The 12,768-nt window shown below is 70.5% G+C and carries 14 protein-coding genes; 2 read left to right on the plus strand and 12 right to left on the minus strand.

Features of this window, described 5'->3' with window-relative positions; genetic code table 11:
• Positions 1–11 precede the first annotated feature (11 nt).
• The 12 genes from ACIBJB_RS07035 to ACIBJB_RS07090 form a co-directional block, all read right to left on the minus strand.
• The gene (locus ACIBJB_RS07035) at positions 12–323 is read right to left on the minus strand and encodes a DUF1330 domain-containing protein (protein ID WP_398927335.1); all 312 of its coding nucleotides are present in this window, start codon (positions 321–323) and stop codon (positions 12–14) included.
• 50 nt (positions 324–373) lie between these two features.
• Complete coding sequence (locus tag ACIBJB_RS07040) at positions 374–562, minus strand: ferredoxin (RefSeq protein WP_398927337.1); 189 nt, start codon at positions 560–562, stop codon at positions 374–376.
• Positions 559–1,878, minus strand: a complete 1,320-nt coding sequence (locus tag ACIBJB_RS07045; RefSeq protein WP_398927339.1) for a cytochrome P450 — start codon at positions 1,876–1,878, stop codon at positions 559–561. The genes ACIBJB_RS07040 and ACIBJB_RS07045 overlap by 4 nt, the downstream gene beginning before the upstream one ends.
• 151 nt (positions 1,879–2,029) lie before the next feature.
• Complete coding sequence (locus tag ACIBJB_RS07050) at positions 2,030–2,914, minus strand: TetR/AcrR family transcriptional regulator (protein WP_398927341.1); 885 nt, start codon at positions 2,912–2,914, stop codon at positions 2,030–2,032.
• 126 nt (positions 2,915–3,040) lie between these two features.
• On the minus strand, positions 3,041–4,285 hold the full coding sequence (locus tag ACIBJB_RS07055) for an amidohydrolase family protein (protein WP_398927343.1): 1,245 nt from the start codon (positions 4,283–4,285) through the stop codon (positions 3,041–3,043).
• Between the two features lie 2 nt (positions 4,286–4,287).
• Positions 4,288–4,626 (minus strand): hypothetical protein, encoded by a 339-nt coding sequence (locus ACIBJB_RS07060; RefSeq protein ID WP_069765126.1) that lies wholly within the window; start codon positions 4,624–4,626, stop codon positions 4,288–4,290.
• Between the two features lie 31 nt (positions 4,627–4,657).
• Positions 4,658–5,935, minus strand: a complete 1,278-nt coding sequence (locus ACIBJB_RS07065; protein WP_398927345.1) for an aromatic ring-hydroxylating dioxygenase subunit alpha — start codon at positions 5,933–5,935, stop codon at positions 4,658–4,660.
• Between the two features lie 101 nt (positions 5,936–6,036).
• Positions 6,037–7,260 carry a CaiB/BaiF CoA transferase family protein gene (locus ACIBJB_RS07070; RefSeq protein WP_398927347.1) on the minus strand — a complete coding sequence of 408 codons (1,224 nt, stop codon included), beginning with the start codon at positions 7,258–7,260 and terminating at the stop codon, positions 6,037–6,039.
• Positions 7,257–8,156: an NAD(P)-dependent oxidoreductase gene (locus tag ACIBJB_RS07075; protein ID WP_398927349.1), complete on the minus strand. Its 900-nt coding sequence runs from the start codon at positions 8,154–8,156 to the stop codon at positions 7,257–7,259. Before ACIBJB_RS07075 ends, ACIBJB_RS07070 begins: the two co-directional genes overlap by 4 nt.
• Positions 8,153–8,590, minus strand: coding sequence for a carboxymuconolactone decarboxylase family protein (locus tag ACIBJB_RS07080; protein ID WP_398927351.1), 438 nt, complete (start codon positions 8,588–8,590; stop codon positions 8,153–8,155). Before ACIBJB_RS07080 ends, ACIBJB_RS07075 begins: the two co-directional genes overlap by 4 nt.
• Before the next feature lie 29 nt (positions 8,591–8,619).
• Positions 8,620–10,071 carry an aldehyde dehydrogenase family protein gene (locus tag ACIBJB_RS07085; RefSeq protein WP_398927353.1) on the minus strand — a complete coding sequence of 484 codons (1,452 nt, stop codon included), beginning with the start codon at positions 10,069–10,071 and terminating at the stop codon, positions 8,620–8,622.
• Position 10,072: 1 nt separating this feature from the next.
• Positions 10,073–10,834 (minus strand): SDR family NAD(P)-dependent oxidoreductase, encoded by a 762-nt coding sequence (locus ACIBJB_RS07090; protein WP_398927355.1) that lies wholly within the window; start codon positions 10,832–10,834, stop codon positions 10,073–10,075.
• 211 nt (positions 10,835–11,045) lie between these two features.
• Here ACIBJB_RS07090 and ACIBJB_RS07095 point away from each other — a divergent pair, with 211 nt between their 5' ends.
• Entirely contained in the window at positions 11,046–11,879 is an 834-nt protein-coding gene (locus tag ACIBJB_RS07095) for an NAD(P)-dependent oxidoreductase (protein WP_398927357.1), read from the plus strand.
• Positions 11,866–12,726, plus strand: coding sequence for a mycofactocin-coupled SDR family oxidoreductase (locus ACIBJB_RS07100; protein WP_398927359.1), 861 nt, complete (start codon positions 11,866–11,868; stop codon positions 12,724–12,726). The genes ACIBJB_RS07095 and ACIBJB_RS07100 overlap by 14 nt, the downstream gene beginning before the upstream one ends.
• The last annotated feature ends 42 nt before the right edge of the window (positions 12,727–12,768 follow it).

Below are 12,768 nucleotides of genomic sequence, written 5' to 3' on the forward strand. Positions count from 1 at the left end.
ATGCGGCAGGGTCAGCCCTGGCGCGGCGGCATCTCGAACCCCGCGAGCAGCACGCCGTTGCAGTCGGCCGCGGCCAGCCGCAGCACTTTCGCCTCGGCATACGCGGCGGACTCGTACCAGGCCTGGGCAGCTTCCATGGAAGGGAACTCCACGAGAACGGTGCGTCCTTCGTGCCACTGGCCCTCCAGGACCTGCGGGCTCGCGTCGACCGCGAGGACGCGTGCGCCTGCCTCGGCCATGGACGGCGCCGCCGCGCGGCCGTAGGCGTCCATTCCGGCCTGGTCCTTGATGGCCTCGGTGACGATGACATAGCCCTTGGGCATACGGGACCTCTCTTCGCACGGGGGAAGGTAAGGGAATTGCAGGCGGACCGTCAGGTCACCGTGATGGCGCGCTCGGGGCAGGACCCGGCCGCCGTCTTCACGGCCGCCTCCGTCCCGGCCGGCAGCTCGCCCTCACGCGCCTCGGCATAGCCGTCATCGGTGAGAGTGAACACCTCCGGGCAGGCGAGCTCACAGATGCCGTGGCCCCGGCAGCGCTCGTCGTCGACGCTCGCCTTCACGCGGCCTCCTGCGGGGGCACGAGCGTGAACTCCAGGAACAGCCTGGTCAGTCCGCGCAACATGAAGGTCGGTACGTAGTGGAAGCGGCGCGCGCCCTCAGGGCCGTGATGGTCCTCGCAGAGGCGGATGTCGGTGGTGCGGTCGAGGAGCCGTTCGATGGCCACCCGGGCTTCCGCGCGGGCCAGCGGTGCTCCCGGGCAGGTGTGCGGTCCGCGCCCGAAGGCGATGTGGCGGCGGACCCCGGGGCGCGCGGGATCGAACGCAGCGGGGTCGTCGAACTGGCGTGGGTCGCGGTTCGCTGCGCTGTTGAGGAGCATCACCGTGGTGCCCGCGGGCAGATCGACACCGCCCACGGTGACGGGTACGCGGGTGAGCCGGAAGTCGCCCTTCACCGGGCTCTCGGTGCGCAGCACCTCCTCGACGAAGAGCGGCACCCGGTCACGGCGCTCCCTCAACTCAGCCTGCAACTCCGGCTGTTCGGCGATGAGCTTGAGTGCGGAGCCGAGCAGGCGCACCGTGGTCTCCTGACCCGCCGCGAACAGGTTCGCGGCGACCCGCACGACGTCCGCGACCTCGGGCAGCCTGCCGTCGGGAAAGGTGGCGGTGGCCAGGCCCGTGAGGACGTCCTCGCGCGGCGCACGGCGCCGGTCCTCGATGTAGCGCGCGACGCGCTCGTACAGGTGCCCCAGCGGGTTGCGGTCGAGAGTGTCCTCTCCGGTACTGCCGATACCGCCGCCGCCCGCCGGACCGTGCCGCAGCAGGGCGGCGATCTCCGCCCAGTCGCCTTCCGGTACGCCGAGCAGATCCGCGATGACGAGAAAGGTGAAGGGACCGGCGAACCCGTTGACGAACTCACCCGGGACTGCGACGCCCTGGACCTCCAGGAAATCGTCGAGCAGGCCGTCGGCGAGGCGCCACATGGCCTCCTCGTTCTCCTTCAGCCGCTTCGGCGTGATCAGCCGCATCAGGAGCGCCCGGTGGTCGGTGTGCACCGGCGGGTCGAGAGTCGGCAACTGGTCGCTCATCGGCAGCTCGTCGCGGTGCGCCTCGATGAGCCCGCTGACGTCGTCGCCCTCGAGCGGCACCGGGAATCCGGGGAATGGCCCACTCACCGCGTTGCACGCGGAGAACGCCTCGGTGTCGTTGTAGATCCGTACGGCCTCATCGTAGCCGGTCACCATCACCACGTCGTGGTGACTCTCGCGCTGCACCGGACAGCGCGCGCGGAGCGCGTCGAAATAGGGATACGGGTCCGCGACGACGCTCTCGTCACGGAAGAAGTCCACTGCCTCGAAGTCCGTCTCATCGTCCGTCACTGCCGGCACGGCTCCCTTCATCGGCGTTACCCGGTAGGAAGTTACCAACGGCGGACAGCGATGAGAAGGGCGTTTCCACGCATGACAATGACAATCTCAGCCTGGTGCGGCCATGGCGGCCCCTACACGCCACCGGCAGGCGGTACGGAGGTCAGTCGGCAGCGCGCTTGGTCGTGCGCGCGGTCGTCGCCTTCTTGGCAGGTGCCTTCTTCGCGGCGGTCTTCTTGGTCGTGGTCGTCTTCTTCGCCGTGGCCGTCTTGGCCGCGGACGCCCGCTTCGCAGGCGCCGTGCTCCCCGCGGTGGCCTTGGCCGGCGCCTTCACCGCACCGCGGCCCTCGGCCGTGAGCCCGCCGAACAGCAGCTCCCACAGCGCCTCGGCCTCCGCGGCTGTGTCGTCCCCGGCGTGCAGGCCGCCGATGGTCACGGCGAAGGAGCTGAACATGGTCGCCTGCAGCACCGTCCCCGCGACGCGGCGGAGGTCCAGGTCCTGGCGCACGGCACCGGAGGCGGCCGCCGCCTCGAGCAATTCGACGAGGAGGGCGTTGATGGGCCCGAAGGCGCGCGCCGCCTCCTTGGGGTGCTCGGTCATCAACTGCTGGGCGAACTCCGCCATGCCGAGGGTTGCCGCCCTGCGCTCCTTGGGGGCCGTGGCGACGGGCCGGCACAGCCGGTAGTAATCGACGGTGAAGCGGTGCAGACGCTCCAGCGGATCGTCGATCTCCTCGAGCGCGTCGCGCAGCCGGACCGTGGTGGAGGACACCGACTCCTCGAACAGGGCGAGCAACAGCTCGTGCTTACCGGCGAAGTACTGGTAGAAACTCCGCAGGGACTGGCCGGACTTCTTGACCACTTCCTGCACAGTGAAGTCCTTGCCGGACTCGCCGCTCAGCAGCTCGAGGGCCGCGTCGAGAAAGCGCTGCACGCGCTTCTCTGCCCGCACCCGCGCGGGATCGACGGACCGCGCGACGGCCAGCTCACGCCAGCTGGCGGTGGTCTCAGTGGAAAAGGGCTCCGGCGCCGGATCGCTCGTGGTCATGGCCCAAGCCTAGCGCACGGGCGAGATCGCGCCTCTCCCTCACCAGCACGCTCGCCCACAGTGTGCAGAAACTGGGTTCTCCCTTATGTCCGGGCTGTGTTCGCGGGGTCGGTCCCGGGCGGCGCATCAGTCCCGGTACACCTGCCCGCCTTTCATCACGAACCGGACGTCACCGGTCACCGCGATGTCGGAGAGCGGGTCACCCGCGACAGCCACGATGTCGGCGAGCAGCCCGGGTTCGAGCCGTCCGCGGTCCTCGGCGTCGATGAGATCGGCGGCGACGACCGTGGCCGCCCGTAGCGCCTGGAGCGGTGTCATCCCCCGGTCCACCAGGGCGATCAGCTCCTTCGATCCGCGGCCGTGCGGGATGGCGGGAGCGTCGGTGCCCAGGGCGACGCGCACCCCTCGGGCGATGGCGCGCGAGGTGGTGGCGCGGGCGAGCGGAAAGACCTCGGCGGCCTTGGCCTGCAGTTCAGGAGCGGCGTGCGTCAGGTCCATGGCCTCGGTCAGGCAGGTGGTGGCGACGAGGAACGTGCCCCGCGCCGCCATCAGGTCCAAGGTCTCGTCGCTCGCGACGAAGCCGTGCTCGATGCAGTCGATGCCCGCGTCCAGGGCGGCGCGGATGGCCCGGTCACCCATGCAGTGGGCGGCGACCTTGACGCCGGCGCGGTGGGCCTCGTCCACGATGGCGCGCAGTTCCTCGTCGGAGTACTGCTGGGCGCCGGCCGGTCCGGTGTGCGACATCACGCCGTTGGAAGCGCAGACCTTGATGACGCGGGCGCCGTACTTGAGCTGGTAGCGGACGGCCTTGCGGACCTCGTCGACGCCGTTGGCGATCCCCTCCTCGACGGTGAGCGGCATGACGTGCGGGGCCAGGGCCTGGAACATGGTGGGGTCGAGGTGGCCGCCGGTGGGCGTGATCGCGTGCCCGGCAGGCACGATCCGCGGGCCTTCCACCCACCCCAGGTCGATGGCCTTCTTGAGGGCCACGTCGAGGAGGATGCCGCCGGTCTGCACGAACAGTCCGAGGTTGCGGACGGTGGTGAATCCGGAGCGCAGGGTCCGACGGGCGTTGGCCGCGGCGCGCAGGGTCCGTACTGCCGGGTCCTCCTGGACCGGGATGAGCGGGCTGCGGTGGTCGGCCCCGCCCAGGACCAGATCCACCTCCATGTCCATCAGACCGGGCAGCAAGGTGACATCACCGAGGTCGCGTACGACCGTGTCCTCCGGCAGGGAGTCGGGGCCGATCGCGGTGATCCGTTCACCCTCGACGAGGACCGAGCCCTCGGTGACGTACTCCCCCTTCTCGATGTCGAGCAGCCGGGCGGCGCGCAGGAGCACGGGAGGCGGCGGCGTGCGGGGCCGGGCCATGCCTACACCGCCGGTTCGAGGACGGCGTCGATGCTGGAGGCGCCCGAGTCGGGAACCCTCGGCTGGCGCCAGGCCTCCACGGGGAAGGCGACGGTCACCAGCGCGCAGAACGCCCACAGCAGGTGCTTGTCCTGCTCGGAGAGGTTCTCCGGCTCGGTCATGTCGACCTGCTCCAGGTAGGCCGTGCCGTCCCGCAGGAGCGGGAACGCCACGCTGTAGAAGGCGTCGAGCTCCTCCATGGTGGAGGCGATGCGCTTGGCGTAACGGGCGCGCTCGGTCGGGATCGCCCAGTCGGCGAAGGGCTCGAGCGCGGCGAATTCGGGCGGGAAGGTCTGCGCCATGTCGGTGTCTCCCGGGGGTCGTCGGCTGCTGTCAGGACGCGTCGGCCGTGCTCGCCTCGTGATCGTTCACGTACCGCATCGCCGTGTGGTGCAGATGCCGTAGGAGTACTTCCTGGTCGTTGAGCGGGAAGTCGAGGGCCGCCCGGGACTGCAGCATCGTCTGGGTCGCTTCGAGGGTGTTGCCGTCCTGCAGTCCGTACTCCTTGAAGGAGACGACGGCCAGCTCCTGCTGCAGTCGCTCGAAAGCGTTCTTCGGCGGTACGAAGTAGGCGGTGCCCTCGAAGATGTGCGTGTTGTACGAGGTCGGCCAGTAGTGGTACGTGAGAACCCAGTTGGGGCGCCAGATCAGCAGCATGAAGTTGGGGAAGAAGACGAAGGAGTCCATGCCCCAGCGCTTGTCGCGGGTCGGGTTGACCGCGGGCGGCAGGTCCTCGGTGGCCACGCCGATGTCCGGTGCGTCCCAGGGCCCGAACAGACCGCTGCGCAGCGCCGCTTCGATGGGCTTGACCATCTTGCGGTCCAGCGGCGGCGCGATGCCTCCCCAGGAGGAGACCATGCTGTGCGGGCCGTCGATGTCGTACGCGAGGGCCTCGTAGCCGTACTTCTGGATCTTGGCGCGCTCCTCGGCCATGTACTGGCCGCCGTGCAGGATCGGCGCGTGATAGAACTCGGCGAACGCGTCGATGAACAGCTTCCAGTTGGAGCCGATCTCGGCGCGGTACTTGTGCACCTGGGTCAGCCTGTCGAACGGGTAGCCCTCGATGCCGGACCCGAACTTGCCGAGGAAGTCACGCAGTTCGGTGGTGTTCTGCGGGTCGAGGTTGACGAAGACGAAGCCCTCCCACACCTCGCACTGGACGCCGACGAGTCCGTAGTCGCCCTTGTCGAGGTCGAAGAACTCGCCTTCCTGCTGCACGAAGGCCAGCTTGCCGTCGAGGCCGTAGCGCCAGGCGTGGTACTTGCAGGTGAACTGACGGCAGGTGCCGCTGGTCTCCTCGCGCGGGAAGTCGTTCCACACCAGCTTGTTGCCGCGGTGGCGGCAGACGTTGTGGAACGCGCGGATCTTCTCGTCCGTGCCGCGCACGATGATGACCGAGGCGCCGGCGGCGTCCAGCTCCTTGGTGAAGTAGCTGCCCTTCTTCGGCAGCTGCTCGACCCGGCCGACGTTCAGCCAGGTCTTCTTGAAGATCGCCTCACGCTCCTGCTCGTAGAACTCCGGCGAGATCGAGTCCTCGAACGAGAGCGGCTCGGTGCCGATCTTGAAGTGCTCGGTCCAGCTGCCCGCCTCGGGCTTGGGGAAGTGCGGCATGGGGTTCCGTCCTCACGCTCGTCGTTCCGACAGACCGACGATAACAGAGCTATCGATTGAAGAGAATGCCGTTCTCATTTTTCAGGATCACCTCTGGTCCGTCACTCACAGCCCGGCCCGGAGACCACACCCGCCTGCGCCCAGGCAGCCAACTCGTCTTGCGCGTAACCCACTTCGGCCAGGACCTCGCGGGTGTGGGCGCCCACCTGCGCGCCCGCCCACCGGATCCGGCCCGGCGTGCGGGTCAGGCGCGGCACCACGCCGGCCATGGCGACCTCGCGGCCGAGGTCGGTGTCGTGGATGCGCTGGATCATCTGCCGGGCCAGGTACTGGGGGTCGGTGACCATGTCCGGAGCCCGGTAGACCAGCCCGTGCGGCACGGCGGCCGCGGTGAGCAGCTCGTCCAGGTCACCATGGTCGAGGGTGCCGGTCCACGCGCCGATCAGCTCGTCGAGCTCGGCCGTGTGCGCGCCGCGCGCCACGTGCGTGGAGTAGCGCTCGTCGTCAGCAAGTTCAGGCCGTTCCATGGCCTTCGCCAGGCGTACGAAGATGGGGTCGGCGTTGGCCGCCACGATCATCAGGCGGCCGTCCGCCGTGGGGTATGCGTTGGACGGGGCCGAGCCCGGGAGCGTGCCGCCGGATCGGGTACGGACCTGGCCGGTGAGTTCGTAGTCGGCGATCAGGGACTCCGACAGCGCGAACACCGCCTCGTACAAGGCGACATCGACCACCTGCCCTCGGCCGTCGCGTTCGGCCTGTCGCAGCGCGGCAAGGGTGCCGAACGCAGCGAACATTCCGGAGAGCTGGTCGCCCATCGACAGCGCGGCGCGGGCGGGCGGTCGGTCGGGCGATCCGGTCAGTTCGCGCAGCCCGCCCATCGCCTCGCCGATACTTCCGAAGCCGGGGTCACCGGCGCGCGGGCCCGTCTGGCCGAATCCGGAGACCCGGGTCATGACCAGGGCGGGCCGTTCCCGGCTCAACTCCTCGTATCCCAGACCCCATTCCTCCATCCGCCCGGGCGTGAAGTTCTCCAGGATCACGTCGCAGGTGAGAGCTATACGGCGAGCCGCTTCCCGGCCTTCGGGGCGTCTCAGGTCGAGGGCGACCAGGCGCTTGTTGCGCGCGAGCGCCGACCACCAGATGCTGCGGCCCTCCAGCAGGACTCCCCAGCGGCGCATCGGGTCACCGGCGCCGGGGGCCTCGATCTTGATGACCTCGGCCCCGAGGTCCGCGAGGAGCTGCCCCGCGAAGGGTCCTGCGACGAAGCTGCCGAGTTCGAGAACGCGCACTCCGGTGAGCGGGCCGTCTGCTGCGGATGTCGTCATGAGGATTCCTCCGCGCTGTCGTGGAGAGCTTCCTGATGGGCCTGTGCGGTGTACGGATAGATCCGGGTGAAGTCGGCGCCCGGCTCGGCGGTCGCGAAGTCGTCCCACACCTGGCCGGTGACCGGGCCGACCCGCCCGGCACCCCCGCCGCCCTGACCGGCGACGGCCTCCAGGTAGAGCGCCACGTCCTTCGCCATCAGCGTGTTGGCGAACCCGGAGGCATAGCGCCCGGTCAGCACGTGGTGCGGGAATTTGTCGGCGGTGGCCGCCGACCGACCGCTCGAGGTGTTGAGGACGTCGAGGACCGTGGCCATGTCGAGTCCGACCGCGCAGGCGAAGGCGACGGCCTCGCTGGTCGCACACAGGGCGGTCGCGGAGAGGAAGTTGTTCGCGAGCTTCAGCGCCTGCGCCAGTCCCGGGCGGTCCCCCACCCGTCGGCGCCGGTCGCTCAGGCCGACCAGGACCGGCTCGACGCGGGCGCACGCGTCGTCGCCGCCCGCGTACATGACCATGAGGGTGCGGGCGCGGGCCCCCGCCACGCCGCCCGAGACCGGCGCGTCCACATAGCCGACACCGGCCTCGGCGAGCAGGTCGGCGACGCTGCGGGCGGCCGCGACGCCGATGGTGGAGGTGTCGACGACGTGGGTGGCGCGCCGCCCAGCGGCCATCGCGATCTCACGGGCGACCTTCTCACAGGCCGCCCCGTCCGGGAGGCTGAGCACCATCACGTCGCAGCGACGGGCCACCTCCGCGACACCGGACGTCATCGCCGCGCCGGCCGGCAGTCCGCCGGCTCCGGCGGTGTCGTACGCCAGGACGCCGTGGCCGCGTTGCACAAGGTTGGCGGCGAGGGCGCCGCCCATGTTGCCCAGCCCGATGAACCCGACCGTGCTCATGCCCCAGGCCCCTCTCGCCCATCGTGCACGACCCGCGCGTCCCGTACGTCTTTGAGGGCACGCCGTGCCGCCAGTCCTGCCGGCGCCCCGCAATAGCCCGCGATCTGGAAGACCAGTTCGTCCAGCTCCTCGTCCGTGACACCGGTCCGCTCCCGTACGGAGGCGTGCAGACGGAACTCCTCCATGCGCCCCAGCGCGGCCGTCATGGCGAGCACCAGCAGGCTGCGGTCGCGCGGGCTCAGCGCACCGCCTCTGGCCCATGCGCCCCAGGCGACGGTGGTGATGTAGTCCTGGAAATCCGCGGCGACGGTGCCCGCGGGGGCCGCGTTGGCGTCGACGTACGCGTCGCCGAGCATGGCCCGGCGCAACGCTCGGGCGGCCTCCAGAGGCGGGGCCGCCTGTGGCGAAGGAGTGGGCTGGTCGGCCTGTGACATGGAGTCTCCCGGGTCGGTGACGGTTCGGTTCATGAGCTGCCCAGCGCGAGGCTGACCGTCTTGACCTGCGCGTACTCGTGCAGCGCTTCGAGGCCCTTCTCCCGGCCGTAACCGCTCTGCTTATAGCCGCCGAAGGGGGTCTCGATGGTCAACGGGCCGCCGTTTACGGTGACTTGGCCCGCCTGGATCCGCTCGGCGAGGCGCAGTCCGCGGGCGGTGTCGCCGCTCCATATGGAGGCGACCAGCCCGTACGCGGTGTCGTCGGCCAGAGCCAGTGCGTAGGCCTCGTCGGTGAACGGCATGGTGACGAGGACCGGTCCGAAGATCTCTTCGCGGGCGAGCGGCAGATCGCGGGGCACGTGGGCGTAGAGGGTCGGCCGGATGTACAGACCGCCGGCGGGCGGCCCGTCCTCGTACGCTCCGCCGCCTGTCAGCGGACGGCAGCCCGCCTCGCGGGCGCGGTCGAAGTGGTCGAGAATCCTGGCGTACTGGGCCTCGGTGATGATCGGGCCGAAGTCCCTTGCCGGTTCGAGGCGTTCGAGCCGTGCGGCGACCTCGCGTACGAAGGGGTCGTGTACGGAGGACTCGACGAGCAGCCGCGTCGTGGCCGAACACACCTGTCCGGCGTTCGCGGCGACGGCATTCACGGCGGCGGCAGCCGCGCGCTCCAGGTCGGCGTCGGCGAAGACCACCAGCGGTGACTTGCCGCCGAGTTCGAGGGTGAGCGGGATCAGACGGTCGGCGGCCACGGTCGCCAGATGCCGACCGGTGGGCACGGACCCGGTGAACGCGACGCGGCGCACCTCGGGATGGAGCGCCAGCGGGGTGCCCACCTCGCGGCCTGTTCCCGTCACCACGTTGAGCAGCCCGTCGGGCAGGCCCGCCTCGCTCGCGAGCCGCGCCAGGCACACCGTCGAGGCCGACGTCAGCTCCGACGGTTTGACCACCACGGCGTTGCCCGCCGCGAGGGCCGGGGCGAGCGCGCGGCAGGCCTGGTTGAGCGGCAGGTTCCAGGGAGTGATGACCGCGACGACGCCGTACGGTTCGAGCCGGGTGTACGTGAGGGCGCCCGCGCCCTGATCGATGGTCCGGCCGTGGTGGGCGTGCAGCGCCCCCGCGTAGTAGCGGAAGTACGCCGCCGACATCTCGGTCTCCAGGCGCAGTTGCGCATCCGTCTTGCCCGTGCAGGCCCGTTCCAGGGCGGTCAGCTCGCCGGTGTGTGCCGCGATCGCGTCCGCGACGCGGTGCAGGGCCGAGGAGCGGTCGGCTGCGGGCAGGGCGGCCCACGCGCGGTACGCGGCGCGGGCCGCGGCCACGGCGCGGTCCACGTCGTCGGGGCCGCCGGCCGCGACCTCGTCACCCGGCTCGCGGGTGGCCGGGCGGAGCGTCGGCAGGTAGCTGCCGCGGGCGGGTTCGCTCGGTTTCCCGTCGATCCAGTGGTGGTGACGGACCGTCGCCCGCGGGTGCGCGGAGGCTCCCATGTCAGGTGTTCCGCCCGCCGTTGACCCCGATGACCTGGCCGGTGACGTACCCCGCCTCCTCGCTCACCAGATACGCGCAGGCCGCCGCGATGTCCTCGGGCAGGCCCGCACGCCGCACCGGGGTGCGGGCCGCGTGGTTCTCGATGGTGTCGCCGAGCAGCCCCTTCTCCTCGCTGCGCCGCGACATCGGGGTGTCGATGAAGCCGGGCGGGATGGTGTTGACGGTGATGCCCTCGGGGCCGAGTTCGAGTGCGAGGGCCTTGGTGAAGCCGATGACGCCGGCCTTCGACGCCACGTAGTGGGTCATGAGCGGCTGGCCGCCCTGGGCGCTGGATGAGGAGATGTTCACGATCCGGCCCCAGCCGGCTTCGAGCATGTCGGGAACCGCTGCCTGACAGCAGTGGAAGGTGCCGGTGAGGTTGACCGCGAGGATCCGTTCCCACTGCTCGGGGGTGATGTTGAGGAACCGCTTGAAGCCGTCGATCCCGGCCGAGTTGACGAGGATCGCGATCGGGCCGAGCTCTTCGCGGACCTGCGCGTACGCGGCGTCGATGCTTGTCCGGACGGCTACGTCCACCCGTACCGCGAGCGCCGTTCCGCCGTCGGCGCGCACCTTGGCCGCGGCGGCTTCGACCGCTTCGGCGTCGAGGTCGAGCAGGGCCACGGCGGCCCCGTCGCGGGCGAGGCGCTGGGCGACGGCCAGGCCGATCCCCGAGGCGGCGCCCGTAACGACCGCCACCTTGCGTCGAGTTGCTGCGTGCACGCGGTACTCCTTGGTGAGTCGTGGGCGTCGACCCTCGGGCGGTACGAACGCTTCCTTGTTGCGAGAATACGATTCTCTGCTGTCGGCAGCAATGACTCCGATCACCCCGAAACAACCCAACCGCAGAGCCCGGTGAAGAATCCGATGACCGAGGGGTTCCGCGTCCACGAGCGGCGAGATTACGATTCTCGCCACCGGAAGGGAGATTCTTGTGCGCCTGGGATTCATCGGCGCCGGACGCATGGGGCTGCCGATGGTGCAGCGGCTCACGGCGGCCGGGCACGAGGTGAGGGCACTGGGGCGCACGCCCGCGGCCCGAAGCCGCATCGCCCGGGCCGCACCCGGAGTCCGCCCCGAAAGCGGCATCCGAGAGGTCGCCGAGAACTCCGAAGCGGTCCTGGTGTGCGTGTTCAGCGACGATCAGGTCCGCGAGGTGTGCCTCGCGACGCCCCTGCTCGACGCCCTGGCGCCGGACGCGGTCGTCGTCGTGCACACCACGGGCAGCCCCGCCACGGTCGAGGCGATCGCCGCCCAAGGTGCCAGGGTGGTGGACGCCCCCGTGAGCGGCGGCCCGCACGACATCGCGGCAGGACGCCTCACGCTCTTCTCCGGCGGCGCGGACGGCGCCGTACGCCACATACTGCCCGCGCTGCGGGCGTACGCGGACCCGGTGCTGCACGTGGGGCCGCTCGGCTCGGGGCAGCGCGTGAAGCTGCTCAACAACGTTCTGTTCGCCGCCCAGTTGGGTCTGCTCGGCGAGACCGTACGGCTCGCGGCGGCGCTCGGGGTGGACGAGACGGCACTGCTCACCGCCCTGCCGCACGCGAGCGCCGAGAGCCGCGTGGCCAGGGCGGCGGCCGCCAGGGGTTCGGTGGCGGCGTTCACCGACTCGGTGCGCCCCTTCCTCGACAAGGACATCGCGGTCGTACGCGAGGTCGCGACCGAACTCGGCACCGATCTGGGCCTGTTGGACGTGGCCATCCGTACGACTCACAGCAAGCAGTCACGACGACACCAAGGGGACACCGCTCATGGGACGTGTTGAGGGCAAGGTCGCGTTCATCACCGGAGCGGCCCGCGGCCAGGGCCGCAGCCACGCCGTGCGGCTCGCCGAAGAGGGCGCCGACATCATCGCGGTGGACCTGTGCCGCGACTACGAGACCGTCGGCTACAAGATGGCCACGCCCGACGACCTCAAGGAGACCGTGCGCCTGGTCGAGGCGCAGGGCCGCCGTATCGTCGCGCTCCAGTCGGACGTGCGCAGCATGGCCGACATGCGCGACGCCGTGCGGCGCGGGGTGGCCGAGCTGGGCGGACTCGACATCGTGGTCGCCCAGGCCGGTATCGCGCCGCTACGCGGGGAGCCGAAGCTCCAGGCCTGGTGCGACGCCGTCGACGTCGACCTCATCGGCACGATCAACGCCATCCAGGCCGCCCTGCCCCAGCTGCGCGAGGGCGCCTCCGTCATCGCCACCGGCTCGACCGCGGCCCTGATGGACCACGGCATCGTCGCCGAGCCGGGATCGAATCCGGGCGGCGCCGGCTACGCGTTCGCCAAGCGGGCGCTGTCGGAGTACATCCACGAACTCGCCCGCAACCTGGCCCCCTTGAAGCAGCGGGCCAATGTGGTCCACCCGACGAACTGCGACACTCCGATGCTGCAGAGCGAGCCCATGTACCGCTCGTTCCGCCCGGATCTGGAGAACCCCACGCGGGCGGACGCCGAGCCCTCCTTCGCGGTGCAGCAGGCGATGCCCGTCCCGTACGTCGAGCCGCTCGACATCAGCAACGCGGTGCTGTTCCTCGCCTCCGACGAGGCGCGCTACATCACCGGCACGCAGCTGCGCGTGGACGCCGGCGGCTACCTCAAGTGGCACGACTGGCGCCGCTGAACCCGCGGCCCGCCCCGAACCCGTACGACACCCATGTACCCG

It is taken from the genome of Streptomyces sp. NPDC050759, from assembly GCF_044456945.1.
Taxonomy (GTDB): domain Bacteria; phylum Actinomycetota; class Actinomycetes; order Streptomycetales; family Streptomycetaceae; genus Streptomyces.

Excerpts from the sequence above, each read along its gene's own strand:
- ACIBJB_RS07100 (WP_398927359.1), top strand. The coding sequence starts at position 11,866 with ATGGGACGTGTTGAGGGCAAGGTCGCGTTCATCACCGGAGCGGCCCGC.
- ACIBJB_RS07085 (WP_398927353.1), bottom strand. The coding sequence starts at position 10,071 with ATGGGAGCCTCCGCGCACCCGCGGGCGACGGTCCGTCACCACCACTGG.
- ACIBJB_RS07080 (WP_398927351.1), bottom strand. The coding sequence starts at position 8,590 with ATGTCACAGGCCGACCAGCCCACTCCTTCGCCACAGGCGGCCCCGCCT.
- ACIBJB_RS07075 (WP_398927349.1), bottom strand. The coding sequence starts at position 8,156 with ATGAGCACGGTCGGGTTCATCGGGCTGGGCAACATGGGCGGCGCCCTC.
- ACIBJB_RS07060 (WP_069765126.1), bottom strand. The coding sequence starts at position 4,626 with ATGGCGCAGACCTTCCCGCCCGAATTCGCCGCGCTCGAGCCCTTCGCC.
- ACIBJB_RS07050 (WP_398927341.1), bottom strand. The coding sequence starts at position 2,914 with ATGACCACGAGCGATCCGGCGCCGGAGCCCTTTTCCACTGAGACCACC.
- ACIBJB_RS07065 (WP_398927345.1), bottom strand. The coding sequence starts at position 5,935 with ATGCCGCACTTCCCCAAGCCCGAGGCGGGCAGCTGGACCGAGCACTTC.
- ACIBJB_RS07070 (WP_398927347.1), bottom strand. The coding sequence starts at position 7,260 with ATGACGACATCCGCAGCAGACGGCCCGCTCACCGGAGTGCGCGTTCTC.
- ACIBJB_RS07055 (WP_398927343.1), bottom strand. The coding sequence starts at position 4,285 with ATGGCCCGGCCCCGCACGCCGCCGCCTCCCGTGCTCCTGCGCGCCGCC.
- ACIBJB_RS07035 (WP_398927335.1), bottom strand. The coding sequence starts at position 323 with ATGCCCAAGGGCTATGTCATCGTCACCGAGGCCATCAAGGACCAGGCC.